Here is a 26,296-nt window from a genome sequence, read left to right on the forward strand (position 1 = left end):
CATGCTGTCGCCCTCAGTTCAAGCGCATGGCGTTGCCTGCGCCATCGGGCGTTTGCCCGGTCCAATCCTGAAAGTCCAGAAGAAGGAGTTGGGGGCTTCGAAACCGAGCAGTAAGGCGATCTCGCAGCGGGACGCCGTCGTGTTGCCAAGTTAAGGGCACACCAGACTTTCGCCCGTCCCATTGACCAGCGCCCGGAAGCTCGCGCCTTCGTCTTCGAGGCGGTGTTGCGGGGAGCGCTTGCTCATGCCAGGCGCTCGGCCGGCTTTTCGATGGCGGCGGCATTACTCGGCAGCAACTCCAGCAGCACGGCTAGCATCCGCCACGGGCCGAATCTACGTAGAGCATCGACCGGTCCGCGTGGACCAAGCCGCAGGGTATTCGTCTTCCAACGACAGCATCTGAATACCGCGGCTGACCCCAAGTCTGATTGCGCAGCATTCGGTAACATGTCTCGCGTCAGAGGAGGAAAAGAAGATGTCCAAGCGACTCGCCAGCTTCGTGGTTTCAGGCGATTCAGTCAAAGTGGTCGTGGCGCAGGTGTCGACCGACCCACACGACCCTATCTCAATCGAATACGACCAGACGTGGAACCTGCAGTCCGGCGCCAGAGAGCCTGCGCTGCACGTGCTTCACCAACGGTGCGCGAGCTTTCTGAAGGAACAGCAAATCAAGGCGGTGGTCTTGAAGGCCAGCGCCGCGCCGCGCTCGATGGCCACGCTCTCTCTCCTTCACAGTGCCGAGGTCCGCGGCGTCGTTATCGCCGCCGCCGCTTCCGTGGCAGAAGTTCGGTCGCTAGCCAAGGGCGTCATCAGCCGCACGTACGGGGACCGCAAGGTCGACGAGTATCTGAAGGATGAGGCCTTCTGGAATTCCAAGACCACGGGCTCGGCGTTGCGCGCGGGAAGCCGTGAGGCCGCGATGCTCATCATTGCCGCCAAGGAGATCTGATGGCCGTCGTTCCGCCTTTGCAGCTCTTGGGCAAGCTAGGGGCCGGCGCGTTCGGCGAGGTCTACGAAGGCCGGGATGGGGTTCACGGCTGCGTTGCCGTCAAGGTGATGTCGCGGCGTCCGACCGAGACCGCGGCGGATTGGGACGACCGCAAAGCTGGGTTGCTGGCCGAGGCGCAGAGACTTTCTGCGGCTGAGCACAGGAATGTCGTGCGTGTGCACAGCCTCTCTGAGACCACCTGCGGCGACAGCATCCATCTTTGCATGGCGTATTGCCCGGGCGGCTCGCTGCAAAGCGCCTACGAGCAAGGCCCCATGTCACTCGACGCGGTACGCAAGATTGCCACCGACGTCACGCTCGGTCTAGATGCGCTTCACGCGCGAGGCATGCTCCATCGCGACATCAAGCCCGGCAACATCTTGTTGGACGCTCAGGGCGTCGCCCTGCTTGGGGATTTCGGTCTAGTGACGGACCGCTTGCTACTTGGCTACGGCTCCGCAGTCGGCTACACCGATCACATTGCCTACGAGGTTTGGTCGACCTTTTTGACCAGCCCGAAGTCCGACATCTGGGCGCTCGGTATGACGCTGTACCGCCTGCTCCACGGCCAGCGCTGGTATCAGGCGGACCCTGCACCGCGCACCACGGTCCCCGCCGGCGGCTACGCAGACAAGCTGCGCTGGTTGCCGCATGTGCCCAGCGGCTGGCGCCGCATGATTCGCAAGACTCTCAACGATGACACCAGCCTACGCTTCCAGTCCGCACAGCAGCTCCTAAATGCTCTGTCTTCACTGGATACGACAGCCTGGCGGGTGCAGGTAAATGCCGATTTCGTACGCTGGGAACTCACGATGGGCGACAGGCTGAAGGTCGTTGAATGGTCGTGGCAGTCGCCGCGCAAGCACCGATGGGTTGCATGGTCTGAGCCGCTGGGGTCAACGGGCAGAAAGAAGACGTTGGGCGGATGCGCCACGCTTCAGGGAGCGCGGCAGACCATTAGGGAGCTCGAGGAGTTCTTTGAAGGATGCTAGCCGCGACGCAGATATCGAGGCAGGAGATGCGAGCCTAGCGGCTGCGGCAGAGCTCGCCGGCCACCGAATGCCACGAGAGCCGAAACGCGCCGCTCATCCGAACAAGCATCACAATATGAGTGGTTGGCAGACACCCCTTCTGCCGGTAGCCAAGACCGGCCACAGAACCGGCATCTTGGAGCTGCCACATCTAGCGTTGTCGACTTCTTGGGCATTCTTCGTCGCCTTCCCCTGGACGTTGCCTCAAGGCTGTTTATATGTACAGTATAGGTGCCAGCCAACGGCCTTGCAATGCGAAGGGGGACAACTGTCTGCTGGTCTTCTTGCGCTATTCGCACCGGTGCGCCGTGGTGCTCCTGCCCTTCGCAAGCCGGATTCGCGCTTCCGCTGACTGACTCTAAGCTGTCCCTGGTCTTCGCGACTGAGGGCGGTTCGAACGTCGAGTGGGCGAGGTAGTGCCGTGCTTGCAAGTTTGAAGCATGGACCGCGTGCGCAAGACAACGTAGCCGGTCGCGCTCAGAAACCGAAATGAACTAGCGCCGGTATGAGCTAGACCAAATGCCCTTCCAGCGAACGCGAAGGAGCGGTTCGCAGTCGCAGCTCTGGTCGTTGCCAACCTGCAGCGGGCGAACCCTAGCCCGAGCGAACGTCGCCACCGCCATCGCGCCATCCTGTGTGGCATCAGCTGCGCCAAGCTGCAGGTAGCGGAGAAGTTGAACAACAAGTAGGACGCCCGCTGTAATCGAAACGAAGCCGACCGACATTTCCGGCGTGCCCGCGGAGAACCGCTCCAGGTCGCCTTCCGACAGCTTCCCGCAGCCACCCGCGCTGAGAAGGAGCTCGACGTCAGCTTCGGTCAACCCCAGCTCGCGGGCATAGGCCAGTCGCGCTTCACCCTCGAGCATTTGAAGGCTTGCTCGACGCGCCTGAATGACGGTGTTTCGGGACTGCAGCGGGTTATGGCACTTCAAGCACGCGGTGCCCGCGCCCAAATCGAAGATGCTCGCCTTCGCCGTCAGCCCGTCCGTGCTGCCGCCGATGAGCAACTGCGGCAAAGCGTTCTGAAGTGCGTGTCGTGGCTTGTTCTTATCCACGCAGGAAAGCACGATGGGGAACTTGAACCCACGTTCAAGTGTGCGCATTTCAGGGTTTGGCGCGAACTTGCCGCCGCTCGCAGCAAACGTCTCCCACCACTCGGGCAGAGCCCTGCATTCAAAGCCATGCGTTTGCAGATAGGCCTGCAGCATTTGCGCCTTAGATGCACCGTCGTCGTCCCGCGTCGATAGCGCGTAGCGGTTGTCATTGGTCAGGTCCAGGTCGTCCTTGTCGACGGCGCTGCACGAGCCCTTGAACCCCGAGCTTCCCAAGCAAAGCGCAGCGGCCTGGGCAACGGCACCAGCGCCAGCGAAATAGAAGTGGGGCAGCAGGCCAAACTCGGCGGCCGCAGGGCCGTCTCCGAGCTCAGCCCAGCTGTCGGCGTTGGACACCGTCCACGCCGAGGTGAAGAGAGCACGGACGAACTCACCCTTGCCGGGCTTCATGCCGCGGAAGAGCTTGAACACTTCACCAGCGGCGTAGCTTGCGCACAGATACGGGCCGATGGACAGGCCGCTCTGCGGAGGCGTCGCCGGCACCTCGCCGTCAAGGCCCACAAAGTAACGCCAGCCATCGGCGTAGAGCCGCCAGTGCCAGGGCGCCACCGGCGTACCGTTCCCGATGAGCAAGGCCACGTCGTGCTGCGTGCCGAGCCCAGCGCGCGCGACTTTGATGTGAGGGCCGCTGACCAGGCGCACGCACTCTTCAAGGGTTTCAAGAAGCGTGGCCTTGACCCCAAACGCGGCCACCCCCGGCTGCACCGGGACAGTCGCGGGAACATCAAGGACAACTTCGTCAACCACCTTGAACTGGCGGCTGAGGAGGTTCACCAGCATCCAGACCAGGTGCTGCACGCCAAGCGCAGCCGCCATAGGCTCGCTCACCTGCACGAGGACAACCCCGGTCTTCGTGGCCGCCTGTTCGTCGAGCACCCCCTGGGGGTCAGGGCGCAGGTGCCGGTCCGCGAGGAAGTCCAGTTCGCTCTTCATGATTTCACCGCAGATCAAAAACTGGGCTTTCAGCCTCGTCCGACAGGGCGACGCGCAGTTGCGCATGTTCGTCCGACAGCAGATGCCAGTACTTTTCGAAGTACTCGTGGACGCCGAGGCCGTTTGGCCATCGGCTATGCCAGTGCCCGTAGCGCGGCATCACGATGGACACAGCCCGCCGGCTCGGCGTCATCTCGTCGTCGTAGGTGGAGTGTTCGACGCCGGTGCCAGGGTGCGAATGGATGGCGCCGACGACCGTCCATCCGTGCTGGCGCGCCAATGCGGCAACCTGGACCATTGCCGGACCCGGCACCGCGTAATACCGCGGGCGGTTCACCTGGGCGGGCAAGACCAGCGCCTGCACTTGGGCGTCGCCCTGCTCATCGAGAAGGCCGAGCCACAGGCAGGCCGACTCGAGTGCGCCGGCCGTGCGCAACATCATCGCCGTGCGTGCCACCGTTGTCGTCGGCACCGTCAGCACCTTCCCGGTCGGCCTGTACGCCGAAGGCGGCCGCGGACGCCAGAGCGAGGTTTCGTCATTCATTGTGTTGAACGCCCGCGGTAGTTGGTCGACGCCAGCGCGCGGCGGATGGCCGACAGCGTCGTCAGGAAGTTCATCCGCTCAGGGTCCCAGACGTGTTCCGGCTTGACGTCGTGGTTCACCTTGTAGAACTCGAGCGTGCTGGAAGAGCAGACGACCTGGCCGGAACTGCCGCCGTAGTTGGTATGGAAGTGGATGTCCGGCAGGCCCTCGCAGGAGGGAACCCAACGGACATCATCAGGGAACACGTAGTTCATCGTGACGGGGTTGATGAACTGGGCGCTGGGAGGGCCCTTGGGATAGTGGTCGAAGACCAAGCGCAGCAGGTACAGGTCCACCTGCCCTTGCTGTACGTTCTCGGCCATCATGGGGACGAGCAGCGTCAGGTCGTCGGGCTGACACCAGCCCTTGTCCGTCAGCGTGTTGTCCTTGAGGACGAGTTGCAGGTCACGCTGGAAGGCCTCCCTTCCGGCGTGAACGTCCTGCACTGGCATCGGCGCAATCACAGCCCTGCGCCGCCGGTCGGGCCGACGATGACGAATTTGTGGCTCTTCGTGCGCTTGTCGTCGAACAGCTGCCGCATGGTGTTGCCCAAGTAGGGCGTCATGTCCACTCCGCCGTCGGTCTGCAGACGGTCGTCGGCGCGGCGGTCCTCGCCCAGCTCTTCGTAGGCCTCGTCCCACGCAGTTTGCAGGGTGTCGGTCCAGGCGACCCGGAACTTCACGGTTTGCACCGATGCGACGTGCTCGAAGTGCAGGTTCGGGCCGTGCTTGTCGTCGTCTTGGTCATCGCCGCCCTGCGGCTTCTTGTCGAGTGCTGCGTCGTTCACTTGATACCTCGCTTACGGTTTGCGCCGGTTGTACGGCGACTGATTTACGGGTTTCAGCGAGACCCCTTTGTCGGAGGCCTTGCTCTGGACAGCGGCGGGCGAGCGCTGTAGCTTGAGGGCTATGACTCTCGTTGGCGTATTTCCCTCTGCCAGGGCCTTCAGCCGTGCTACCTCGGTGTCGCTCCACCGGGTTCCTGTCTTGGCTTGGCTCATCAAAATTCCTTCGAGGAGTTGTGACACGGCGTAGTGTACCAAATTCGTTCGCCATACCGAACGACACTATCCAAGTGGATTACTTGGATACCGACCTCATTCGTTCGGTGTGGCAGTACAATCGAACGTTTGCCCGCAACGGATTGCGATAAACATGGCCACACTCGGTGAGAAGCTCAAGGCGAAGAGGGCAGAGACCGGCAAGTCCCTGGACACACTGGCGAAGGACGCACGGCTCAGCAAAAGCTACCTGTGGGAGCTTGAGAACCGAGAGTCCCCCAAACCGTCACTGGACAAGCTTCAGGCGATAGCCGGCGCCCTCAACATCGACGTCGCGTTCTTCATGGATGACAGCATCGAGGACCTGCAAGAGGACTTGAAGGACCGTCAGTTCTTCCGGAACTACACCAAGCTCAAGCCCGAGACCAAGGAGCAGCTTCGGGTGATGATTGAGGCGTTGAAGAAGACTGGCGGCTGACAGTGGCGCCGTTGGAGCAGGTCACACCGTCGAAAGCAGCAATTCGCCTGACCCATCTTCTGGATGTGGCCTTCGATGAGTCGAGCCGCTTCCCGGTGGATGTGCCCAGCATCGCGACCGCCGTCGGGAGTCAGTTCAAGTTGGACGACGAAATCACGGTCGTGGAGGCTGCCAATCTGGAGAACTTTGAGGGCGGCCTCTTCCGCCTCGAGCCCGGTCGCTGGGCCATGCTGTACAACGAGCAGCTCAAGTCACCCGGTCGGGTTCGGTTTACGCAGGCGCACGAGCTAGGTCACTTCTTGGTTCACCGCCTCCTGCAGGACGAGTTCCATTGCTCGCAGGCAGAGGTTGCGGGCTATGAGGCGCAGCGCAAGGCAATGGAGGCCGAGGCTGATGAGTTCGCCTCGACGCTTCTGATGCCGGTGAAGCAGTTCAAGGCAAGCCTCGCCGGACAGGCCATCGACCTGGACATGCTGTCGACGGCATCAAAGAAGTTCGGCGTCTCGCTGACCTCTGCGGCACTACGGTGGATTCGGTCCACCGAGGACAGTGCTGTCCTGGTGCTGTCGTCTGATGGCTTCATGAACTGGAGCGTCTCCTCGGACAGGGCGTTAAAGAACGGCGCGTACTTCAAGACCCGCGGCCGGGTCGTTGCGGTGCCCGACGGCACCCTGACTGCTGACCAGGAGAAGGCCTCCTGTCGACTGGGCGAGAGACTGCCGTTGAAGATGTGGTTCGAGAACGCCCACCCAGACGCCGTGGTGCGCGAGATGAAACTCCACTGCGACAACTACGGCTACACGCTGTCGCTGCTGCACCTGGGGAACGGCGACAAGGTATGGGCTCCGCGCGATTGGAACAACGGTCCGTAGCTGCGGCGAATGAACCGTGCCGACCATAAGCATTGCCCAGTCTTGAAGGCATAGCAGTTGTAGAGGGCCGCGCGAGGTGAATGACAGGTGATGGCCGCTGCCGACGTTCAGGCGGTTGAAGGCGAATGACTCACCTCAGCCGAGGCTGTGTGAAAACGCTGCTCCATTGAACATGGGCGAAAAGTCGACCTCTCAGATCGGCTCAGGATCGACGATCGCACGGGCGCCAATGCTGTCGAGACCCCAGAAACAGCACGCGCGCCGAGTTTTCACACAGCCTCAGCCTGAAGCCGTCCTCAGTCAATCGGCATCAAGCGAGGCGCCAACGCTGCTGCCAGCCTCAGTCGCTCGGGTCCGGAATCTGGATGTGTTAGACCTTTGTGCGGTCACCTTCGCTGCTTAGGGGCCCAGTTCGCTGCTGGCATTGCCGAACATTGGTGTTCACGTCGTCGAACTGAGCGTTCAGCTTCGCCGAAATACGCATCAGTACCAACCATATAGGCGTAGTCGTGCTTGGCGAAGATGGCACGCACTTGAAGGCGATGTTGAAATGCGCCGACGCACGCACGTACGAGGACAAGCGGATGCGAAAATCCAGTGTCGCGCGTCCGTGACTTCGGGAGTCGGCTCCGCAGCCTTCCGCGTAAGCTTGGGGGTGACTGAACTCGTTCAAGGCACGTATTGAGAGGCCGTCATGAAACGTGTCCGTGTGGCGCCAGGAAAGTTCGTGATGATCAGCGACGAACTAGCCAAGAAGGCTGCGGAGATTCGGATGCCTACGAAGGAGGAATTCCGCGCCTTGCCGGCCGAGCCAGAAGTTGGCACTGGACTGCTGGCAGGTTCCAAGCGCCTGCACCGCCGCCGTCCGAAGTGATCCGTGGGCCTTAGCACGGTTCCCCCGCAGGGCCGCAGTTTGAATGTTGCACTGTCGGCGGCGGACCCAAGTCCGTCTTCTTTGTCAGCCCGAAGTTGTGACGGCGTCTACTCAGTGCTTTCACACGGCCTCAGCCTGAACCGGCCGTCCGGGACTTGTGACCAGGGCACGCACCCGCTACCGTCACTGGGTCGTGTTCCGTGTTTAATGGCACCATCCCAAACGCGACCTTGCCCGGCCTAGTGCCGGGCTCTTTCTTGGTTCTTCGCCGATGCGCGGGGAAGAACGAGACGCGGCCAGGTGCATTTCGACGGACGTTGAGGTTCTATGAACTCCCTCAGCTTGGCGAAACGCCAGTGTGCGGGGCCGGGNCAGGTCCGTGGACAACGCGCTGCGTTGCCCACCGACAAATTGGGAAGCTCCCTCGACTCCGAATTCGAGCCTTTTCGCTACCCACAAACACACCTAAGTGATCGAGGAGCTTCTCGGCCACAAGTGCTCGATTTGCGTGTGGGTAGAGGAAGAAGGGCCCGCTCCCTGTAAGAGGCGGGCCCCTACCCACAGAATGTGGGTCTATTGACACTCAAAACGGAATATCGTCATCCATGTCATCGAAGCCGGTCGCCGGCTTCGGCGCGGGGGCCGGGGCGCGAGGTGCCGCGGCGCGCGGGGCCGGCGCGCGCGGTGCGTCGAAGTCGCCGCTGTCGCGACCGCTGCCGCCACTGCCGCCACTGCCGCGCTCCGACGAGCGCTCACGGCTGTAGCCACCGCCGCCGCCGCCCATGTCGTCGCCGCCGCCTTCACGGCCGCCCAGCAGCTGCATCTGCTCGGCGATGATTTCCGTCGTGTAGTTGTCCTTGCCTTCCTTGTCCTGCCACTTGCGGGTCTTCAGGCGACCCTCGACATAGACCGGACGGCCCTTCTTCAGGTACTCGCCGGCGATCTCGGCCAGGCGGTCGTAGAACACCACGCGGTGCCATTCGGTCTCCTCCTGGCGTTCCCCGCCTTCACGGCTCTTCCAGTTGCGCGTCGTCGCGATGCTGACGTTGCACACCGCGCTGCCGCTGGGCGTGTAGCGGAGTTCGGGATCACGGCCCAGGTTGCCGAGGATGATGACTTTGTTGACCGAGGCCATGAGGGTTGCCTTCGCTTGCGTGTCGTTGAATGTTCGGAATGGGAAACTCGGCGCCGCCCATCGCCCGGGACATCGGGTCGGAAACAGCGGCGCAGGGGGCGGATTATGCCGTCCGCCCATTCCGCCGACGATCCCCGGGAAACGCCGATCCGCTGCCTGCTTCGCGTCAGCCGATCACCGGATTCAGGGCCGCCGTTGCCGCCGCGCCCGCCCGGGCGGGCCGTCATCCCATGCGGCGCCGGCTCTGCTTGTGCGCGTACATCGCCGCGTCGGCCTGCTGCATCAGCTCCTCCAGCGTCAGCGGTCGGTCGGCGGCCATCGCGGCGTCGCCGACGCTGAAATCCAGCGCGTAACCCCGCTGCGCACGCAGGTTGAGCGCCCCGACCTGCGTGCGCACCCGCTCCAGCGCGGGCGACATCTGCTCGGTCGCCGTGCCGCTGAGCAGCACCACGAACTCGTCGCCGCCGGTGCGCGCGATCACGTCCGAGGCACGCAGGCAGAAACGCAGGATGTCCGCAAAGGACTTCAGCGCCCAGTCGCCCTCCGCATGGCCATAGCGGTCGTTGACATGCTTGAAGTGGTCGAGGTCGAAGTACAGCATCGTCGCCGGCCACTGCTTGCGCCGGCACAGCGCCAGCACATGTCCGGCCTGCGATTCGAAGCCACGCCGGTTCGCCAGCCCGGTGAGCTCGTCCACCATCGCCATGTACATCGCCGCGAACTGCTGCTCGACCATGAAGGCCAGGTCGCGCAGCGTCGCCTGGTCGTCCGCGTCGAAGCCGCGCGGCACCCGGTCGATCAGGCACAGCGTGCCGAGGCGGTGGCCACTCGGCGCCCGCACCGGGCAGCCGGCGTAGAAGCGGATGTGCGGCGCCCCGGTCACCAGCGGGTTGTCGACGAAGCGCGGATCGGCATGGGTGTCGGGGATCAGCAGGATGTCGTCCGACAGGATGGCGTGGCCGCAGAAGCTGACGTCGCGCGGGGTCTCCGGCACGTCCAGGCCCTGCGCCGACTTGAACCACTGCCGGTCGGCGTCGACCAGGCTGACCAGCGCGATCGGCACCTCGAACAGGCGCCGCGCCATGCGCGTCAGGCGGTCGAAGCGTTCCTCGGGGTCGGTGTCCAGCACCTGCAGCACGCGCAGCGTGGCCAGCCGGGCATTCTCGTCGTCAGGCAACGGCGCAGCGATCATGAGCAGGTCTGTTCGGTGCGGAGGAGCAAGGCGCTCGGAAAGCGCCGTCCACGACGGATCGGGACCGGGTGAACGGCGGGCCCGTCGATGTGCAGGACAATCGAGGGCTCCATGAGTTCGTCCAAGCATCATCCCGTCCCGCTAGCCATCCTGCAAGAGGTGTTCGGTTACAGCGCCTTTCGCGGCCAGCAGGCGGCGATCGTCGACCACGTGAGCGCCGGCGGCGACGCGCTGGTGCTGATGCCCACCGGGGGCGGCAAGTCGCTCTGTTACCAGATCCCCGCGATCGCCCGGCAGCGCGCCGGCCATGGCGTCACCGTGGTCGTCAGTCCGCTGATCGCCCTGATGCACGACCAGGTCGGCGCGCTCGAGGAAGCGGGCGTCGAGGCCGCCTTCCTGAACTCCACGCAGACGCTCGAGGAAACCCAGCGCATCGAGCGCGAGATGCTCGCCGGGCGCCTGACGCTGCTGTACGCGGCGCCGGAGCGGGTCAACACGCCGCGCTTCATCGCGCAGATGCAATCGTTGTACGAGCGCGGCCTGCTCGCGCTGTTCGCGATCGACGAGGCGCACTGCGTGAGCCAGTGGGGCCACGACTTCCGCAGCGAATACCTGTCGCTGAGCCTGCTCCACGAGCGCTTCCCCGACATCCCGCGCATCGCGCTGACCGCGACCGCCGACGACATCACCCGCGCCGACATCATCGAGCGGCTGCAGCTCGACAGCGCGCGGATCTTCGTCGCCTCGTTCGACCGGCCCAACATCCGCTACCTGATCGTCGAGAAGGACAGCCCGCGCGAGCAGCTGCTGCGCTTCATCCAGGACGAGCACGAGGACGAGGCGGGCGTCGTCTACTGCCAGAGCCGCAAGAAGGTCGACGAGACGGCGGAGTGGCTGCGCGCGAAGGGCATCAACGCGCTGCCGTACCACGCCGGCATGGAGCAGGAGCAGCGCAAGCGCCACCAGGACCGCTTCCTGCGCGAGGACGGCATCGTGATGGTCGCCACCATCGCCTTCGGCATGGGCATCGACAAGCCCGACGTGCGTTTCGTCGCCCACCTGGACCTGCCCAAGAACATCGAGGGCTACTACCAGGAGACCGGTCGCGCCGGCCGCGACGGCGAACCGGCCCAGGCCTGGATGGCCTACGGCCTGGCGGACGTGGTGCAGCAGCGCCGCATGATCGACGAGAGCCCGTCGTCCGACGAATTCAAGCAGGTGCAGCGCGGCAAGCTCGACGCGCTGCTCGCGCTGGCCGAGGCCATCGACTGCCGCCGCGTGCGGCTGCTGGCCTACTTCGGCGAGGACAGCCAGCCCTGCGGCAACTGCGACAACTGCCTGAATCCGCCCGCGACCTGGGACGCGACCGAGGCGGCCCGCATGGCGCTGTCGTGCATCTACCGCTTCCACCAGGTCACCGGTTTCAGCTTCGGCTCCGGCCACCTCATCGACGTGCTGCGCGGCAAGGAGACCGACAAGGTCGCCCAGTACCGGCATCACGAACTGTCGACCTGGGGCGTCGGCGCCGCGCTCAGCGAGCAGCAGTGGCGCGCGGTGATCCGCCAGCTGATCGCGCTGGGCTATGCGGTGACCGAAGGCGAATACAACACGCTGTCGCTGGGCGGCGATGCCAAGGCTGTGCTGCGCGGCGAGGTGCGCATGCTGCTGCGCCAGCCCGCGGTGCCGACGCGCAAGAGCAAGTCGAGCCGCGGTGGGTCGTCGTCCAGCCGGCGCTCGGAGGCCGAGGCCGACCTGGACGCCGCGGCGCAGGCGCGCTTCGATGCGCTCAAGGCCTGGCGCGCCGAGGTGGCGCGCGAGCACGGCCTGCCGGCCTACGTGATCTTCCAGAACGTCACCCTGGCCGAGCTGGCGCGGGCGCAGCCGCGCTCGCTCGACGAGATGTCCGGCATCAGCGGCATCGGCGCGAAGAAGCTCGAGGCCTATGGCGAGGCGCTGCTGCGGGTCCTGGCCGAGGACTGAGCCGCTTGGGCCCTCGATCGCGTCACGCGATCGTCACCAGGAAAACTCACCGACAAAAAGAAGAACGCCCGGCAACTGCCGGGCGTTCTCGTGGGCGATCGCTACAGCTGGACCGTCGCGGTCGCCGCCTTGACAGCGCAACCGCCGGAGCTCAGCAGAGCTGGGTCGTGCAGCCGGCCGGCGCGGCCGAAGCCAGCTGCTGGCCGTCGGCCGCGGTGTCGCGGCGGCCGGTGATGTAGACGGTGGGCAGCTGTTCGCGCTTGGCGGTGATGACCACCGGATCCAGCGTGATGACGGCCGCGCGTTGCTCGCGCTGGTCCTGCACGTGCAGCAGGCTGACGGCGATCGCCAGCGTGGCGCCGATGCCGAAGGCAAAGGCCTTGAAGCTGGTGCGGGCGGTCTTGAAAGAGGGGGTGCTCATGTCGATCTCCTTGATGGGGTTGCGTGTGTCAGTGAAGTCAGTGTCGTCATCGCGCCCCCGTTCCGCGAGCCGCAAGCGACGAATGCGCGCGGCGACGGAGTGAACTGCGCGGAACCGCGACGAATGGATGAGCCCAAACGGTCGATCGCCGGGATGCCCCATTCCATCGGTGTTTCAAGCGATCGAGCCGTAAAAAAAGAAGCCCGCTGGTCAGGCGGGCTTCGAAATGCCGGGGGAAGCGTGGCGTCTATCGGAGCGCAAGCCGCGGGGTCATCCGCGCGGCTTGCTGGCCTGGTCGGCCTGAGGTCCCGGCATGGTCTGCTCGGCCCAGTGCAGGGGCAGGGGATGGGACGGACGCGCGGCCTCGTTCGTGTCCGCCAGCCACAAGGCGATGACGGCGGCGCTGGCCACGGCGGCCAGGGCGGTGAGGAAGGTCTTGGCGGCGTCGTTCATGGTGGTCCCCTGCGGTGCGATCCCCGTCCTGGCATTTCAACGAGGATGCACTGTGCGCCGCCACCGGCGGCAAGACCACGACGACGCGACGAATTGCCGCTATCGCGCGCCGAAATGCCGGTCGGCCGGGCGAATGGGTCCTGGGGGGCGATCCTGGCGGGGCTTCAGCCGCGCGCTGCCCGTGCTGCCCCAACCTGGGGCGGCCAGACGGCCAGGCGCGCCGCCAGCGCGGCGGCCGGCTGCGGCCGGCAATAGAAATAGCCCTGCTGCTGCCAGCAGCCCAGCGCCAGCAGCGCGTCGCGCTGCGCTTCGGTCTCGACGCCCTCCGCCACCACGTCGATGCCCAGCGCCTCGGCCATGCCCATCATGGCGCGCACCAGCGCCCGGTCGTCGGCGCTGCTGGGCAGGTCCCGGACGAAGGCCCGGTCGATCTTCAGCCGCGCCGGGCGCAGCAGCTTCAGGTAGGCGAGCGAGGAATACCCGGTCCCGAAGTCGTCCACCGACAGGCTCAGCCCCAGCTCGGACAGGCGCGCCAGGGTCTGGAGCACCGTGTCGGTGTCGGTCAGCAGCGAGCTTTCGGTCAGCTCGATCGCCAGCTCGCCGGGCGCGACCGCGTGGCGGCCCATCGCCTCAGCGATCCGCTCCGCCAGCCGGGGCTCGCGGAACTGCAGGGCGGACAGGTTGATCGAGATCGGCCCCGGATGCCGCCCCGAGGCCTTCCAGCGCGCCAGCTGCGCGCAGGCCTGCTCGATGGTGCTCCAGCCCAGGTCCAGGATCTGCCCGGTCTCCTCGGCCAGCTCGATGAACTGGCCCGGCATCACCAGCCCGCGCTGCGGATGCTGCCAGCGCATCAGCGCCTCCAGCCCCGACCAGGCGCCGGTGCGGGCATCCACGACGGCCTGGTAATGGAGCAGCAGTTCGTCGCGTTCCAGCGCCAGCTTCAATTCGCGCTCGAGCTCCATCCGCTGCACCGCCGCCGCATCCATGTCCTGCTGGAAGAAGCTGTAGCGCGAGCGCCCCAGCTGCTTGGCGCGGTACATCGCCAGGTCGGCATGGCGGACCAAGGTGTCGAAGTCGTCGCCATCGCGCGGGAACAGCGCGATGCCGACGCTGGCCGACACGCTGGCCACGCCGCCCTCGAGCTGCAGCGGCGCGTTCAGCGCCTCGATCAGGCGCTGCGCCGCGGAGGCGACGTGCTCGCTGGAATCGCGCATCAGCAGCAGGAACTCGTCGCCGCTGACGCGGCAGGCCAGGTCGGACTCGCGCACCGCCTGGCGCAGCCGCTCGCTGGCCTGCAGCAGCATGCGGTCGCCGGCGGCATGACCGAGCGAATCGTTGATCGCCTTGAACCGGTCCAGGTCGACGAACAGCAGCGCCAGATGGCTCTGCTCGCGCCGCGCGACCGCCGCCTCGTGCAGGAAGACTTCCCGGAACAGCGTCCGGTTGGGCAGGCCGGTGAGGTGGTCGTACATCGCGAGCTGATGCAGCTGCGCGTTCTTGCTCTCCATGTCCGCCAGCAGGCCGGCGATCTGCTGCCCCATCTGGTCCAGGTGCACGCCCAGCTGGCCCAGCTCGTCCTTGCGGTTCCAGCGCAGCCGCGGCACCGGCTGGCGCTCGGCGATCGCGTTGGCCAGGCGCTTGAGCCGGTCGATCGGGCGGACCATCCTCAGATAGAAGACCATCAGCACGATGCCCACGCCCACCGCCACCTGCGCGGCAACGATCAGCGCCGTCTGCCGGCGCCCCTCCTCGAGCATGCGTTCCTGCGCGGCGTCGTCGAACTGCACCCGCAGGCTGCCCAGCACCTGGCCCTCGCGCTGGATGGTCGCGGCGAGCGTGACCGTCGGCCAGCCAGGGCTGCACTTGGCGCGCACGATGTCGCGGGTGTCGACGCGCTCCTCGTTGAGCTCCACCGCGCAGACGTTGACGTCCGACAGCAGCTGGTCGAGCGCCCGCTGCACCGCCGGGCTGTCCACCGTCCACAGCGGCTCGACCAGGCCATTGGCGGCCAGCGTCAGCACGGCCGCGCGCTGGCCCTCCAGCACCGGCTCGAGACTGCGGCGGATGAACGCATCGCTGTAGGCGAGCAGCGCCAGGGCCGGCGCCGCGATCCCGACCACCACCGCGAGCAGGATCACACTGCGCAGCGACAGCGACGGCGCTTTGAACTTCATCGAGGGGGGAAGGGCAGGAGGGGGATGCGGCGATTCTGCACCCCCATGTGGCCGGAGAGCCCCCGCAAAGGCGGGGTCGCGGGGAAGGATTTCGGCATTCCTCCCGCTGCCATGCGGTGTCAGCAGGGATCGGCGCTGGAACGGGGCTGGCCCTATCATGGCGAGTTCGCCTCCAGCTGTGTCCGGCCCCATGTCCACGAAAGTCCCGCCCGCCGTCCCCGCCCCGTCCGAGCCCACGGCCGCGCCGCAGCCGGGCCCGGGCGGCCGGTATCTGGGCCAGGTGCTGGGGCGGATGGGGGACGAGCCGCCGATGATCCGCGTCCGCGGCGCCCGCACCCACAACCTCAAGAACATCGACGTCGACCTGCCGCGCAACCAGCTGGTCGTCATCACCGGGCTGTCGGGCTCGGGCAAGTCCTCGCTCGCCTTCGACACGCTGTACGCCGAGGGCCAGCGCCGCTACGTCGAGAGCCTGTCGGCCTACGCGCGCCAGTTCCTGCAGCTGATGGACAAGCCCGAGGTCGACGTGATCGAGGGCCTGTCGCCGGCGATCTCGATCGAGCAGAAGGCCACCAGCCACAACCCGCGCTCGACGGTGGGCACGGTCACCGAGATCCACGACTACCTGCGCCTGCTCTACGCGCGCGCCGGCACGCCCTTCTGCCCCGACCACCACCTGCCGCTGGAGGCCTCGAGCGTCGGCCAGATGGTCGACGCGGTGCTGGCCATGCCGGACGACTCGCGCCTGATGGTGCTGGCGCCGGTCGTGCGCGACCGCAAGGGCGAGTTCATCGAGCTCTTCCAGGACCTGCAGGCGCAGGGATATGTGCGCTTCCGCGTCGACGGGCAGACCGTCGAGGTGCCGGACCTGCCCGCGCTGAAGAAGGCGGAGAAGCACGACATCGATGTGGTCGTCGACCGCATCAAGCTGCGCCACGACAGCGCCGACCAGCTGCGCCAGCGCCTGGCGGAAAGCTTCGAGGCCGCGCTGCGCCTGGCCGACGGCCGCGCGCTGGTGCTCGACATGGACCGCGGCACCGAGTCGATCTACTCCAGCAAGTTCGCGTGCCCGATCTGCAGCTATTCGCTGCCGGAACTGGAGCCCCGGCTGTTCTCGTTCAATTCACCGGTGGGCGCCTGCCCCTCCTGCGAGGGCCTGGGCCTGGTGACCGTCTTCGATCCGGAACGCGTCGTCGCCTTCCCGACGCTGAGCCTGGCCAGCGGCGCGGTCAAGGGCTGGGACCGGCGCAACGCCTACACCTTCTCGATGCTGGAATCGGTCGCGAAGCATTACGACTTCGACATCGAACAGCCCTTCGAGGAACTGCCCGAGCTGGCGCGCCAGGTCCTGCTGCAGGGCTCCGGCGAGGACGAGATCACCTTCACCTACCAGGCCGAAGGCGCCAACGGCCGCAAGCGCAGTGTCAGGCGCTCCCATCCGTTCGAGGGCATCCTCCCCACCCTGCAGCGGCGCTTCCGCGAGACCGATTCCGCCGCGGTGCGCGAGGAACTCGCGCGCTACCAGAGCGCCAAGCCCTGCCCCCATTGCGAGGGCTCGCGCCTGAGACGCGAGGCGCGCCACGTGCTGCTGCAGCCGGCCGACGCCGCCGAGGGCGAGCGCGGCAAGCCGATCTATGAGGTCGAGCACGCGACGCTGCGCGAGGCGCTGGCCTATTTCGAATCGCTGAAGCTCAAGGGCGCGAAGGCGGAGATCGCCGACAAGGTGATCCGCGAGATCGCCTCGCGGCTGCACTTCCTCAACGACGTGGGGCTGAACTACCTGAGCCTGGACCGCAGCGCCGACACGCTGTCCGGCGGCGAGGCGCAGCGCATCCGGCTGGCGTCGCAGATCGGCTCCGGGCTGACCGGCGTGATGTACGTGCTGGACGAGCCCAGCATCGGCCTGCACCAGCGCGACAACGACCGGCTGATCGCCACGCTGCGGCGCCTGCGCGACCTGGGCAACTCGGTACTGGTCGTCGAGCACGACGAGGACGCGATCCGCGCCGCGGACCATGTGCTGGACCTGGGCCCCGGCGCCGGCGTGCATGGCGGCCGGATCATGGCGCAGGGCACGCCGGAGGAGGTCGCGGCGAATCTCGAATCGTCCACCGGCCGTTATCTCAGCGGCGTGGAGCGCATCGAGGTGCCCAAGCAGCGTCACGCGCTCAGCGACAGCGCCGATCCGCGCACGCTGAAGATCGTCAACGCGCGCGGCAACAACCTCAAGGGCGTGACCGCCGAATTCCCGGTCGGCCTGCTGACCTGCGTGACCGGCGTGTCCGGCTCGGGCAAGAGCACGCTGGTCAACGACACGCTGTACGCCGCCGTCTCGCGCAAGCTCTACCAGAGCCATGCCGAACCGGCCGAGCATGACGAGATCGAAGGCATGGACGCCTTCGACAAGGTGATCAACGTCGACCAGTCGCCGATCGGCCGCACGCCGCGCTCCAACCCGGCGACCTACACCGGCCTGTTCACCCCGATCCGCGAGCTCTTCGCCGAGATGCCGACCGCGCGCGAGCGCGGCTACGGCGCGGGCCGCTTCAGCTTCAACGTGGCCGGCGGCCGCTGCGAGTCCTGCCAGGGTGACGGCGTGCTGAAGGTGGAGATGCACTTCCTGCCCGACGTCTACGTTCCCTGCGACACCTGCGGCGGCAAGCGCTACAACCGCGAGACGCTGGAGGTGCTCTACAAGGGCAAGAACATCTCCGAGGTGCTGGGGCTGACGGTGGAAGACGCGCTCGCGTTCTTCAGCGCGGTGCCGACGCTGGCGCGCAAGCTGCAGACGCTGATGGACGTGGGCCTGGGCTACGTGAAGCTCGGCCAGAGCGCGACGACGCTGTCCGGCGGCGAGGCGCAGCGCGTCAAGCTGGCGCTGGAGCTCTCCAAGCGCGACACCGGCCGGACGCTGTACATCCTCGACGAGCCAACCACCGGCCTGCACTTCGCCGACATCGCGCTGCTGCTCAAGGTCGTGCACCAGCTGCGCGACGCGGGCAACACGATCGTGATCATCGAGCACAACCTGGACGTCATCAAAACCGCCGACTGGCTGATCGACATGGGTCCGGAGGGCGGCTCCGGTGGCGGGCGGCTGCTGGTCGCGGGCACACCCGAGGACGTCGCCGCCTGCGAGGCGAGCCACACCGGCCGCTACCTCAAGCCGCTGCTCGCGCGCGGCTGAAGCGCGCGGCTCAGGGGCGCAGTTGAGGGGGCGCGGCTGAGTCGCGCGCCAGTTCAGGCGGCGCGGCGCTTCGCCGCGATGGCCAGGGCACCCAGTCCCAGCGCGAAGAGCACCCAGGTCTGCGGTTCCGGCACCCCCGGCACGACGGGCAGGTTGCCGCCACCACCGTTGCCCGCCGGCAGCTGCGGCAGCGTGATGACGCCCGGTCCGCCGACGCCGGTGGGCGGCGGCGCCACCGGCGCCCCGCCGCCGCTGCCGCCCGGCGTGGGCGCGATCAGGCTGGTGTCCGAGGTGGCCGTGGGTGGCAGCGCGGCGGTGCGCGCGAAGCTGCCCGGATCGCCGGCACCGCCGTCGGCGGCCGCACCGGCCGCCGGGGGCTCGAACATCAGCGGTTCGTCCTCGGCCTTGGCGGTCGGGCCACCGGCCGCGGCCGGCTTCAGCGGTCCGCGCGCGATGCGGCTGACATTGCGGCACACGGTCGGGACGAGGATGCATTGGCCGTCCTCGCAATAGACCAGGCCGCGCTCCAGCGTCTGCGCCGTCCACTTCGTCCGCGTGACCGTGCGGCAGACCGAGCCGGCGCCGAAATGCATGTCGCGGATCTCGCTGCCGTACTCGTAGCGGCCGACGATGCTGTCGCGGTGGATGTCGACGATCTCGTCGTACTGGCGCGCGGCCATGCGCGCCTTGAGCTTGGCGCGGGTCGCCGCCGGGATGTCCTTGTACCGGTCCACGGCCGCGACGAGGTCGCCCATGAAGGGATTGACCCCCGGCTTGTCCCAGGAACAGTTGGGCAGCGTCACCGTGGACGCGGCCAACGCGAATGCGGCCACCAACGACATGACAGTTCTCTTTTTCGGCGGCCGCCTCCGCGAGACATCTCGTCGGGGTCAAGCCTTGCCGTTTGTGGCTCCTGTTTCCATCCGTCGCTTTGCATCACCGGATGTGACAGGAGTTGCCGCGAGTGTAGGGAGCGAAGGCCCCTCGCATCGGGCCGTCCCCCTCAGCCGGGGGTATGGCCGCGCGTGGTTTTTGTCACGGTGCTCCCGCAGATCGCACGGGCGGTGAAGAAGCGGTGACGGCATGGACAAGACGGGCCGTCCAGCCAATCGCTGGTATCGTGCGTTGTCCCCTGCCTGTCCTCGCCATGTCCTCCCCCACCGCCGCCCGCCACGTCCTCTACGTCGAGGACGACCGCATCAACATCGTGCTGATGGAGGAGGTGTTCCGCCTGATGCCCGGCTGGACGCTGGACGTGGCCGAGACCGGCGCCCAGGCGATGGAGATGCTGCCGCGCGTCATGCCCTCGCTGGTGCTGATGGACATGAACCTGCCGGACATGAATGGCCTGGAACTGATGGCGCTGGTGCGCGCGGATGCACGCCTGGCCCAGTTGCGCTGCATCGCGCTGTCGGCCGACGTGATGGACGACCAGCGCCAACGCGCTCGCGCCGCGGGCTTCCAGGATTACTGGCTCAAGCCGATCGACGTGCGCCAGCTGCGCGCCGCGCTCGAGCGGCTCTGAGGCGATCGCGCCGCGCCTCCCAACGGACCGGCGCGGACGCAAAAAAGCCCGCGCGAGGCGGGCCTTGTCCTGAACGCGGAAGAGGCCTTGCGGCCTCGGCGCTCAATCCTTCAGGTGGCTGTTGATCAGGCGGGTCATCTCGAACATGTCGGCCTTGGCCTTGCCGAAGATTTCCTTCAGCTTGGCGTCGGCGTTGATGACGCGCTTCTGCGCAGCGTCCTGCAGGTTGTGCTTCTTGATGTATTCCCAGACCTTCTTCACCACGTCGGTACGCGGCAGCGGCTTGTCGCCGACGATCGCGGCCAGCGCGGGGCTGGGGGTCAGGGCCTTCATGAAGGCGGCGTTGGGGGTGCGCTTCTTGGCGGGAGCGGCAGCCTTCTTCGCAGGAGCTGCCTTCTTCGCGGGCGCGGCCTTCTTCGCAGGTGCCGCCTTCTTCGCGGGCGCGGCGGCCTTCTTCGCCGGTGCCGCCTTCTTGGCCGGTGCCGCCTTCTTGGCGGGCGCGGCCTTCTTCGCAGTTGCCATTTCGATTCTCTCCATCAAGGGTTGTTGATGTGCCGGGCCCTGGTGAAGGTCTGACGCCTTCGGTACTCGTTGGCACCCTGCGCGGGCAATGGTACTGCGCACCTCCTGCATTGAGAAGGCTCTGGCAGGGGGAAAACGGCCTCGAAGTCAACGCCGTCCCCCGTGTTTGTCGCGAGCGCGCATCAATCTCCGCATGTCCGACACGCGCGATGCCTGCGCGCCTACGGGGTTCCCCGTGGTCGCCGTGGTCCGCGCGACGCGCGCCTCACGGCGCCGACAGCACCGGCGCGGACCGCTCAGTACACGTCGCGCCGGTAGCGCCCTTCGCGGATGAGCGCGTCGACATCGGCCTCGCCGAGCGTCTCGCGCAGCACCGCGTCGACGGCACCGGCCATGCCTTGCAGGCTGCCGCAGACGTAGATCGCCGCGCCGTCCGCGATCCATTCGCGCAGACGCGGCGCCTCGCGAGCGAGCAGGTGCTGCACATGGACGCGTTCCGCCTGGTCGCGCGAGAAGGCCCAGTCCACGCGGGCCAGCACGCCGTCGCGCTGCCAGGCCTCGATCTCGTCGCGGTAATGCGCGTCGTGCGCCGATTGCCGTTCACCAAAGAGCAACCAAGCCCTCACGGCGCCGTTCCCCGTGTTCATGCGGGTTTGCGCGCGGACCTTCAAGTGCGCCCGCAACCCCGCCAGCCCGGTGCCGTTGCCGACGAGGATCAGCGGCCGGTCGGCGTTGGCGCCGATGCGGAAGCTCGCATGCGGTCGCAGGCGCAGCGCGACGCCGCCACCGACGGCCAGGCGCTCCGTCAACCATCCCGACGCCAGGCCCGGCGAGCCGTCCTCGCGCTCGGTGCGACGCACCATCAGTTCGACGCGGCCGTCCGCGGGCAGCGAGGCGATCGTGTACTCGCGCGGTCGCCGCGCGTCGTCATCGATCGCATCGGCCGCGCCGGCCGCACGGACCGCTTCCCCGGCCACGCTCACCTGCACGAGATCGCCAGCCTCCCAGGCGGGCAGCGGCGATCCGTCCGCCGGCACCAGCTCGAGGTGGAACACCGGTCCGCCCTGGCTCCCTGGATTCAGATGGCGGCGCGCCGCCAGCCGCCAGTCGATGAACACCGGCGCCTCCCACTCGGCCAGGTCGGCGGTGCCGGCCAGGTGGCTCAAGCGCTGCCGCCACTGCGACAGCGCGTGTTCATCGGCCCGGTCGGCCTCGATGCGATCGAACATCGACCGCGCGCCGCGCTCGCGCAACCAGACGTCGAGCGCGCGGCCGAAGCCGCAGAAGTGGGTGTAGGTCGCATCGCCCAGCGCGAGCACGCCCACCTGCAGCGACGACAGGTCCAGGCCGGTAGCCGCGTCCGAGGACTGTGCCGCCATCAGGTCGCGCGCGAACGGCGCCGCGCTGTCGGGGGCGTCGCCCTCGCCGTAGGTGCTGGCGATGAAGAGCGCATGCCGCGCGCCGCGCAGCGCCTCGCGGTCCACCTCGCCGAGCGCGGCGACGCGCACCGGCATGCCGGCCAGGTGCAGCGCCCTAGCGGTCTGCCAGGCGATCTCCTCGGCCTGGCCGGTCTGGCTCGCATGCAGCACCAGCACCGGTGGGCCGGCATCGGCGGCCGGCAGCAGCGCGGCGGATTCCGCGGCCGCTTGACGTTGACGGCGGCGATGCCGCCACCACACCGCGGCGCACATCAGCAGGTAGAGCGCGAGCAGCAGCAGCGCCGCCGCGGGACGGGACAGGATCGCAGTCATCAGAGCATCAGCGCGCGCATCGCCGCGGAGAAGCGCTCCTCGAAACCACCGCCTTCGGCCGGCGGGCGGCGCCGCACGAGCCGCGCGGCCAGGCCGAGCCGGTCGGCCAGCGCGAGGCCCTCGTCGGGCCCGAGCACCATCAGCGCGGTCGACCAGCCATCGGCCGCCATCGCGCTGTCATGCACCACGGTGACCGATGCCAGGCCGTGCTCGACCGGCCGCCGCGTGCGCGGATCGATGGTGTGGGAGCGCCACTGGCCGGTGGCATCGACGAAGCACTTGCGGTAGTCGCCGGAGGTCGCGACCGACAGGCCGTGGAGCGCGATGCGCAGCGGCGCCAGGGCGCAGTCGGCGGCGGGCGGCTCGAGGTCCACCCACCAGGGTTGCCCGTCGGGCTTCAAGCCGGCGCCCCGCAGCTCCCCGCCGATCTCGACGAGGTGATCGCGCAGGCCGAGCGCGCCCAGCAGCTCCGACACGCGGTCGACGGCGAAACCCTTGGCGATCGCCGACAGATCCAGCGCGACACCGCCGGTCTGCGTCAGCGTGCGACGCGCGCCGTCCCACGGCAGCGCGTCCCAGCCGCAGTGGACGCGGGCGCAGTCCTGCGGCGACGGGGCGCGGAACGCGGGATCGTTGTGGCGCGGCGCGAGCGCCGTCTCGCCCGACGGACCGAAGCCCCACAGCGCCACGAGCGCGCCGGCGCTGGGGTCGTAGGCACCGCCGCTCGCGGCGGCGATCTTCAGCGCCGCATCGAGCACCGTCGCGAAATCGTCCGGCAAGGGACACACCGTGCCGGCGGGCGCGCGGTTGAAGCGGCTCAGGTCGGAGGCGGCGTCCCAGCCGCTCATCTGCGCGATGACCTCATCGCAGGCGCGGACGATGGCTGCCTCGATCGCGGCGAGCCGCAGCCCGCTCGGCCCGATGAAACGCACCGACCAGGTCGTGCCCATCGTCTCGCCGTCCAGCGCGTGCAGCACCTGCCCCAGCGCCGGCGGCTCGCCATCGATGCGCAGCGGGATCAGCACGCGCGGCTCGGGCGCGAGGCCCGGCGTCCGCGCGTGGGTCGTCCCGCTCGCCGGGCTCACTTGGGCAGCACCTCGAAGGTGGCGCTGACGCCGGCGCGCTGAACCGGCGCCTGGCGCGTGCCGGCCGGCGCGTTGGGGCCGCGCGCCGGGCCGGTGCTCGCGCCGAGGAAGTAGCGGCCCGGCTCGGTCCACTCGACGGTGAACTCGCCCTGGGCGTCGGTCTTGAGCTCGACCTCGCCGAACTTGTAGCGGTAGCGGTTGCCTTCACGCACCAGCTTCAGCTGCACGTCGGCGGCCGGTTTGCCGTCCAGCAGGAGACGGAAGCGCGTCTTGTCGCCATGGCTCAGGTCGGTGACCGGGCCCAGCGGCAGCAGCTCCAGGCCATCGCCCTCGGGCTTGAAGTCGACCTTGCCGGCCTCCTCCCTGCTGACGAAGGTCTGCTGGCGATTGGTCATCACCGTCAGCGCGGTGATCTCGGCGTCGGCCGGCACGTCCTTGGCGAAGCTCGCCGGCGTGCCGCGGAAGCGCTTGGTCTCGCCGCCCTGCTTGTAGCTGCCCATCATGGACTGGCTGACGTTGCTGATGCGCCAGGTGCCGTCCTGCGTCAGCTTCACGTCGAAGCTCTCGCGGTGGCGGGCGGTGCTGCGGTTCTCGGCCTCGACGGTCTTGCCGTCCGGCGCGGTGATGCGCAGCGTGTCGAGCTTGAGCGCGCGCTCGAAGTTGAAGAGGTCTTCCGAGACCGCCGCGTCGAAGGAGGCCACCGGCTCCTTGCCGTCGAAGGCGGACTTGTTGGGCAGCAGCCAGGTCATGTGGGCGTGCGCGGCCAGCGGTAGCAGCGCGGCGACGGCCAGGGCGACGGGGGCGAGGCGGGATGCGATCGAAGTCTTCGTCATGGTGGAGTGCTCCGTGTCGTGTCGGGGGACGGGATGCCGCTCAGGGCTTGACGTTCAGTTCCAGCGCGCCGAGCTCGTGCTCGCCCTGCGCCTTGGCGGTGGCCGCGGCCTTGACCGGCCAGGTCAGCGGCAGGCGCTGCACCTCGCGGCCGCCGGCCTCGCGGCTGGACTCCACGACGATGTCGTACTTGCCCGGAGGCAGCGCGGCCAGCGCCGGATGCGTGTCCAGCGAGATCGCATGCTCGCCGGGCGCGCGCGTGGCGGCGCTCACGCCGTCGGCGGGCACCGTCAGGTTGCGGCCGCCCTGGCGCCACCACTGGCGCATGTCCTTGAGCCACTTGGTGCCGGCGTTGTTCTGCTTCTTGATGTCGTACCAGACCGCCAGCTGCGCGACGGCCGGGCCGGACTCGCCGGCCTTCTCGACCCAGACGGCGATGTAGGGACGGTGGTACTCGGCCACGTTCAGGCGCGGCAGCTCGAGCTTGAGCTGGACGGTGGCAGCCCAGGCGGACGAGCCCGTGGCCAGGGTGCCCAGGGCACCGATCGTGAGGAGGGTACGACTTGCGGAGCGATTCATGGTCGATGTCTCGGTGGAGGTCGGGAGGATCCTGGCGATGGCTCGGAACGGGAAGAAGGGTGGGAAGGACAGCGGGAAGGACGGGACCGGCGCCGCGCCGTGGCGGGCGCCGGTCGGGGTCGTGTGGGGATCAGGTCAGTGGATCAGCAGCAGCGCCAGCAGCGCGGGAATGACGAGGCCCAGGCCGACCAGCGGCCAGGTGCTGGGCCGGCTGACCGCATGGAACTTCAGGATCAGCAGGCCGGTGACGGAGAACAGCAGGCAGGCGACGGCGAAGAGGTCGATGAACCAGCTCCAGGCCACGCCGGCATGGCGGCCCTTGTGCAGGTCGTTGAAGTAGGAGATCCAGCCGCGGTCGGTGTCCTCGTACTCGACCTCGCCGCTGTCCCGCGCGATACGGACCCAGGCGTCACCGCCGGGGCGCGGCATCGCGAGGTAGACCTCGTCGCGGTTCCATTCGGCCTCGCGGGCATCGATGGGCCGGCCGAGTTCCTTCGCCAGCCAGGCGCGCACGGGCGCGGGCACGGCGGCCTTGCTGTCGGCTTCTTCGGCCGAGCGCGGCTTGAGCGTCGCGGCGAGCTCGGCGGGCAGCTGCGCCGTCTTGCCGACGATCGCGGGTTTGGACTCGATGTCGGCCGCGTGGTTCAGCGTGATGCCGGTGACGGCGAACAGGATCATGCCGATCAGGCAGATCGCCGAGCTGATCCAGTGCCACTGGTGCAGCTGCTTGAGCCAGGCCGCGCGCGCGGCGGGGCCCTTGCCGGGCTTGGCGGCGGAGGAAGGGGAAGTGTCGGCCGGCGTCATCGGAACGGTCTCGCGCGCTCAGGTCTCGGCCCAGAGCCGCAGCAGGTTGTGATAGTGGCCGGTGAGGGCGGTGGTCTCGGCGTCGTCGCCGAGCCGGGCGCGCAGCTTCTGGACGGTCTGGTCGAGCTCGAACAGCATCGCCCGCTGCCAGTCCTGGCGGATCAGGCTCTGCGTCCAGAAGAAGGAGCACACCCGCGCGCCGCGCGTCACCGGCGTGACGCGATGCAGGCTGGTGCTGGCATAGACGATCAGGTCGCCCGCGGGCAGCTTGACCTCGTGGGTGCCGTAGGTGTCGACGACCTCCAGCTCGCCGCCCTCGTACTCGTCGGGCTCGCTGAGGAAGAGCGTCGAGGACACGTCGCTGCGCAGCGGCTGGTCGCTGCCCTGCTGGCGCATGATCGCGCCGTCGATGTGGAAGCCGTACTGCTCGCCGCCCTCGTAGCGGTTGAACAGCGGCGCCAGGGTGCGCAGCGGCAGCGCGGCCGAGATGAACAGCGGATGCCGCGCCAGCACCTGGCGGATGTGGGCGCCGATCTCGCGCGCGACCGGATGGTCCACCGGCAGCTGGCGGTTCTGCTTGACCTTCGCGCCCTGCTCGCCCACGGTCGCGCGGCCGTCGGTCCAGTCGGCGGCATCCAGGAGCTTGCGCATCTCGCGCACGTCCTGCTTGCTGAGCACTTCGGGGATGTGAAGCAACATGTCCGGATCGATTCGGTTCGGGGGCGGGACGGACGAACGGCCCGCCCCCGCCAAAACGGGAACGGGCCGCGCGTACGCTACCTCAAT

Annotated in this window: 25 protein-coding genes; 8 read left to right on the plus strand and 17 right to left on the minus strand. The window is 67.7% G+C overall.

Annotated features, from left to right (window positions below; all coding sequences use genetic code 11):
• The first annotated feature begins 475 nt into the window (after positions 1-475).
• A complete protein-coding gene (locus ACTJKJ_RS08730; protein WP_440820201.1) occupies positions 476-949 on the plus strand; it encodes a hypothetical protein in 474 nt (157 codons plus the stop codon).
• Positions 949-1,980 (plus strand): serine/threonine-protein kinase, encoded by a 1,032-nt coding sequence (locus ACTJKJ_RS08735; RefSeq protein ID WP_440820202.1) that lies wholly within the window; start codon positions 949-951, stop codon positions 1,978-1,980. The genes ACTJKJ_RS08730 and ACTJKJ_RS08735 overlap by 1 nt, the downstream gene beginning before the upstream one ends.
• A 533-nt stretch (positions 1,981-2,513) precedes the next feature.
• Here ACTJKJ_RS08735 and ACTJKJ_RS08740 read toward each other — a convergent pair.
• Genes ACTJKJ_RS08740 through ACTJKJ_RS08755 form a run of 4 tightly spaced genes read right to left on the minus strand, consistent with a single transcriptional unit; the run spans position 2,514 to position 5,434 of the window.
• The gene (locus ACTJKJ_RS08740; RefSeq protein WP_440820203.1) at positions 2,514-4,064 is read right to left on the minus strand and encodes a ThiF family adenylyltransferase; all 1,551 of its coding nucleotides are present in this window, start codon (positions 4,062-4,064) and stop codon (positions 2,514-2,516) included.
• Between the two features lie 4 nt (positions 4,065-4,068).
• Positions 4,069-4,608, minus strand: a complete 540-nt coding sequence (locus tag ACTJKJ_RS08745) for a Mov34/MPN/PAD-1 family protein (protein WP_440820204.1) — start codon at positions 4,606-4,608, stop codon at positions 4,069-4,071.
• Positions 4,605-5,099: a hypothetical protein gene (locus ACTJKJ_RS08750; RefSeq protein WP_440820205.1), complete on the minus strand. Its 495-nt coding sequence runs from the start codon at positions 5,097-5,099 to the stop codon at positions 4,605-4,607. Before ACTJKJ_RS08750 ends, ACTJKJ_RS08745 begins: the two co-directional genes overlap by 4 nt.
• A gap of 8 nt (positions 5,100-5,107) precedes the next feature.
• Positions 5,108-5,434 (minus strand): hypothetical protein, encoded by a 327-nt coding sequence (locus tag ACTJKJ_RS08755; protein ID WP_440820206.1) that lies wholly within the window; start codon positions 5,432-5,434, stop codon positions 5,108-5,110.
• A gap of 367 nt (positions 5,435-5,801) precedes the next feature.
• Between ACTJKJ_RS08755 and ACTJKJ_RS08760 the strand changes: the two genes are divergently transcribed.
• The 3 genes from ACTJKJ_RS08760 (at position 5,802) to ACTJKJ_RS08770 (ending at position 7,871) form a co-directional block, all read left to right on the plus strand.
• Complete coding sequence (locus tag ACTJKJ_RS08760; RefSeq protein ID WP_440820207.1) at positions 5,802-6,125, plus strand: helix-turn-helix domain-containing protein; 324 nt, start codon at positions 5,802-5,804, stop codon at positions 6,123-6,125.
• A gap of 2 nt (positions 6,126-6,127) precedes the next feature.
• Positions 6,128-6,997, plus strand: coding sequence for an ImmA/IrrE family metallo-endopeptidase (locus ACTJKJ_RS08765; RefSeq protein ID WP_440820208.1), 870 nt, complete (start codon positions 6,128-6,130; stop codon positions 6,995-6,997).
• Between the two features lie 694 nt (positions 6,998-7,691).
• Entirely contained in the window at positions 7,692-7,871 is a 180-nt protein-coding gene (locus ACTJKJ_RS08770; RefSeq protein WP_440820209.1) for a hypothetical protein, read from the plus strand.
• Between the two features lie 583 nt (positions 7,872-8,454).
• On the opposite strand, the gene ACTJKJ_RS08775 is transcribed toward ACTJKJ_RS08770, so the two are convergent.
• Positions 8,455-9,006, minus strand: coding sequence for a single-stranded DNA-binding protein (locus ACTJKJ_RS08775; protein WP_440820210.1), 552 nt, complete (start codon positions 9,004-9,006; stop codon positions 8,455-8,457).
• Positions 9,007-9,229: 223 nt separating this feature from the next.
• Positions 9,230-10,198, minus strand: coding sequence for a GGDEF domain-containing protein (locus ACTJKJ_RS08780; RefSeq protein ID WP_147241577.1), 969 nt, complete (start codon positions 10,196-10,198; stop codon positions 9,230-9,232).
• A gap of 111 nt (positions 10,199-10,309) precedes the next feature.
• Between ACTJKJ_RS08780 and recQ the strand changes: the two genes are divergently transcribed.
• Entirely contained in the window at positions 10,310-12,178 is a 1,869-nt protein-coding gene (gene recQ / locus ACTJKJ_RS08785) for a DNA helicase RecQ (protein WP_147241881.1), read from the plus strand.
• 151 nt (positions 12,179-12,329) lie between these two features.
• Here the strand turns inward: recQ and ACTJKJ_RS08790 are convergent, their stop codons facing one another.
• From ACTJKJ_RS08790 to ACTJKJ_RS08800, 3 genes are all read right to left on the minus strand, one after another.
• Entirely contained in the window at positions 12,330-12,599 is a 270-nt protein-coding gene (locus ACTJKJ_RS08790; RefSeq protein ID WP_147241882.1) for a hypothetical protein, read from the minus strand.
• A gap of 270 nt (positions 12,600-12,869) precedes the next feature.
• On the minus strand, positions 12,870-13,052 hold the full coding sequence (locus ACTJKJ_RS08795) for a hypothetical protein (protein WP_091730383.1): 183 nt from the start codon (positions 13,050-13,052) through the stop codon (positions 12,870-12,872).
• A 164-nt stretch (positions 13,053-13,216) separates the two neighbouring features.
• On the minus strand, positions 13,217-15,226 hold the full coding sequence (locus tag ACTJKJ_RS08800) for a putative bifunctional diguanylate cyclase/phosphodiesterase (RefSeq protein ID WP_141225399.1): 2,010 nt from the start codon (positions 15,224-15,226) through the stop codon (positions 13,217-13,219).
• Positions 15,227-15,518: 292 nt separating this feature from the next.
• Between ACTJKJ_RS08800 and uvrA the strand changes: the two genes are divergently transcribed.
• Complete coding sequence (uvrA, locus tag ACTJKJ_RS08805; protein WP_440820344.1) at positions 15,519-18,413, plus strand: excinuclease ABC subunit UvrA; 2,895 nt, start codon at positions 15,519-15,521, stop codon at positions 18,411-18,413.
• 53 nt (positions 18,414-18,466) lie between these two features.
• Here the strand turns inward: uvrA and ACTJKJ_RS08810 are convergent, their stop codons facing one another.
• Complete coding sequence (locus tag ACTJKJ_RS08810; RefSeq protein WP_440820211.1) at positions 18,467-19,255, minus strand: MHFG family PEP-CTERM protein; 789 nt, start codon at positions 19,253-19,255, stop codon at positions 18,467-18,469.
• Between the two features lie 305 nt (positions 19,256-19,560).
• On the opposite strand from ACTJKJ_RS08810, the gene ACTJKJ_RS08815 reads away from it, so the two are divergent.
• Positions 19,561-19,938, plus strand: coding sequence for a response regulator (locus tag ACTJKJ_RS08815; protein WP_175538417.1), 378 nt, complete (start codon positions 19,561-19,563; stop codon positions 19,936-19,938).
• Between the two features lie 102 nt (positions 19,939-20,040).
• Here the strand turns inward: ACTJKJ_RS08815 and ACTJKJ_RS08820 are convergent, their stop codons facing one another.
• The 7 genes from ACTJKJ_RS08820 to ACTJKJ_RS08850 all read right to left on the minus strand — a co-directional run bounded on the left by ACTJKJ_RS08820 (position 20,041) and on the right by ACTJKJ_RS08850 (position 26,209).
• Positions 20,041-20,460: an SWIB/MDM2 domain-containing protein gene (locus ACTJKJ_RS08820; RefSeq protein WP_091730363.1), complete on the minus strand. Its 420-nt coding sequence runs from the start codon at positions 20,458-20,460 to the stop codon at positions 20,041-20,043.
• Positions 20,461-20,756: 296 nt separating this feature from the next.
• A complete protein-coding gene (locus ACTJKJ_RS08825) occupies positions 20,757-22,211 on the minus strand; it encodes a sulfite reductase subunit alpha (RefSeq protein WP_440820212.1) in 1,455 nt (484 codons plus the stop codon).
• A complete protein-coding gene (locus ACTJKJ_RS08830; protein ID WP_440820213.1) occupies positions 22,211-23,296 on the minus strand; it encodes an FAD:protein FMN transferase in 1,086 nt (361 codons plus the stop codon). Before ACTJKJ_RS08830 ends, ACTJKJ_RS08825 begins: the two co-directional genes overlap by 1 nt.
• Positions 23,293-24,129: a DUF4198 domain-containing protein gene (locus ACTJKJ_RS08835; RefSeq protein WP_183493397.1), complete on the minus strand. Its 837-nt coding sequence runs from the start codon at positions 24,127-24,129 to the stop codon at positions 23,293-23,295. Before ACTJKJ_RS08835 ends, ACTJKJ_RS08830 begins: the two co-directional genes overlap by 4 nt.
• A gap of 40 nt (positions 24,130-24,169) precedes the next feature.
• Positions 24,170-24,706 (minus strand): DUF2271 domain-containing protein, encoded by a 537-nt coding sequence (locus ACTJKJ_RS08840; RefSeq protein WP_091730350.1) that lies wholly within the window; start codon positions 24,704-24,706, stop codon positions 24,170-24,172.
• 135 nt (positions 24,707-24,841) lie between these two features.
• On the minus strand, positions 24,842-25,510 hold the full coding sequence (locus tag ACTJKJ_RS08845; RefSeq protein ID WP_343602015.1) for a PepSY-associated TM helix domain-containing protein: 669 nt from the start codon (positions 25,508-25,510) through the stop codon (positions 24,842-24,844).
• 18 nt (positions 25,511-25,528) lie between these two features.
• Entirely contained in the window at positions 25,529-26,209 is a 681-nt protein-coding gene (locus ACTJKJ_RS08850) for a Fe2+-dependent dioxygenase (protein WP_297381101.1), read from the minus strand.
• Between the last annotated feature and the right edge of the window lie 87 nt (positions 26,210-26,296).

This window comes from Roseateles sp. 22389 (assembly GCF_052044995.1).
GTDB lineage: Bacteria > Pseudomonadota > Gammaproteobacteria > Burkholderiales > Burkholderiaceae_C > Roseateles.

What these genes read in the sequence shown, in the direction of transcription:
- ACTJKJ_RS08730 (WP_440820201.1), top strand. Translation starts at nt 476, where the DNA reads ATGTCCAAGCGACTCGCCAGCTTCGTGGTTTCAGGCGATTCAGTCAAA.
- ACTJKJ_RS08735 (WP_440820202.1), top strand. Translation starts at nt 949, where the DNA reads ATGGCCGTCGTTCCGCCTTTGCAGCTCTTGGGCAAGCTAGGGGCCGGC.
- ACTJKJ_RS08740 (WP_440820203.1), bottom strand. Translation starts at nt 4,064, where the DNA reads ATGAAGAGCGAACTGGACTTCCTCGCGGACCGGCACCTGCGCCCTGAC.
- ACTJKJ_RS08745 (WP_440820204.1), bottom strand. Translation starts at nt 4,608, where the DNA reads ATGAATGACGAAACCTCGCTCTGGCGTCCGCGGCCGCCTTCGGCGTAC.
- ACTJKJ_RS08750 (WP_440820205.1), bottom strand. Translation starts at nt 5,099, where the DNA reads ATGCCAGTGCAGGACGTTCACGCCGGAAGGGAGGCCTTCCAGCGTGAC.
- ACTJKJ_RS08760 (WP_440820207.1), top strand. Translation starts at nt 5,802, where the DNA reads ATGGCCACACTCGGTGAGAAGCTCAAGGCGAAGAGGGCAGAGACCGGC.
- ACTJKJ_RS08770 (WP_440820209.1), top strand. Translation starts at nt 7,692, where the DNA reads ATGAAACGTGTCCGTGTGGCGCCAGGAAAGTTCGTGATGATCAGCGAC.
- ACTJKJ_RS08775 (WP_440820210.1), bottom strand. Translation starts at nt 9,006, where the DNA reads ATGGCCTCGGTCAACAAAGTCATCATCCTCGGCAACCTGGGCCGTGAT.
- ACTJKJ_RS08780 (WP_147241577.1), bottom strand. Translation starts at nt 10,198, where the DNA reads ATGATCGCTGCGCCGTTGCCTGACGACGAGAATGCCCGGCTGGCCACG.
- recQ (WP_147241881.1), top strand. Translation starts at nt 10,310, where the DNA reads ATGAGTTCGTCCAAGCATCATCCCGTCCCGCTAGCCATCCTGCAAGAG.
- ACTJKJ_RS08790 (WP_147241882.1), bottom strand. Translation starts at nt 12,599, where the DNA reads ATGAGCACCCCCTCTTTCAAGACCGCCCGCACCAGCTTCAAGGCCTTT.
- ACTJKJ_RS08795 (WP_091730383.1), bottom strand. Translation starts at nt 13,052, where the DNA reads ATGAACGACGCCGCCAAGACCTTCCTCACCGCCCTGGCCGCCGTGGCC.
- ACTJKJ_RS08800 (WP_141225399.1), bottom strand. Translation starts at nt 15,226, where the DNA reads ATGAAGTTCAAAGCGCCGTCGCTGTCGCTGCGCAGTGTGATCCTGCTC.
- uvrA (WP_440820344.1), top strand. Translation starts at nt 15,519, where the DNA reads ATGGGGGACGAGCCGCCGATGATCCGCGTCCGCGGCGCCCGCACCCAC.
- ACTJKJ_RS08810 (WP_440820211.1), bottom strand. Translation starts at nt 19,255, where the DNA reads ATGTCGTTGGTGGCCGCATTCGCGTTGGCCGCGTCCACGGTGACGCTG.
- ACTJKJ_RS08815 (WP_175538417.1), top strand. Translation starts at nt 19,561, where the DNA reads ATGTCCTCCCCCACCGCCGCCCGCCACGTCCTCTACGTCGAGGACGAC.
- ACTJKJ_RS08820 (WP_091730363.1), bottom strand. Translation starts at nt 20,460, where the DNA reads ATGGCAACTGCGAAGAAGGCCGCGCCCGCCAAGAAGGCGGCACCGGCC.
- ACTJKJ_RS08825 (WP_440820212.1), bottom strand. Translation starts at nt 22,211, where the DNA reads ATGACTGCGATCCTGTCCCGTCCCGCGGCGGCGCTGCTGCTGCTCGCG.
- ACTJKJ_RS08835 (WP_183493397.1), bottom strand. Translation starts at nt 24,129, where the DNA reads ATGACGAAGACTTCGATCGCATCCCGCCTCGCCCCCGTCGCCCTGGCC.
- ACTJKJ_RS08840 (WP_091730350.1), bottom strand. Translation starts at nt 24,706, where the DNA reads ATGAATCGCTCCGCAAGTCGTACCCTCCTCACGATCGGTGCCCTGGGC.
- ACTJKJ_RS08845 (WP_343602015.1), bottom strand. Translation starts at nt 25,510, where the DNA reads ATGACGCCGGCCGACACTTCCCCTTCCTCCGCCGCCAAGCCCGGCAAG.
- ACTJKJ_RS08850 (WP_297381101.1), bottom strand. Translation starts at nt 26,209, where the DNA reads ATGTTGCTTCACATCCCCGAAGTGCTCAGCAAGCAGGACGTGCGCGAG.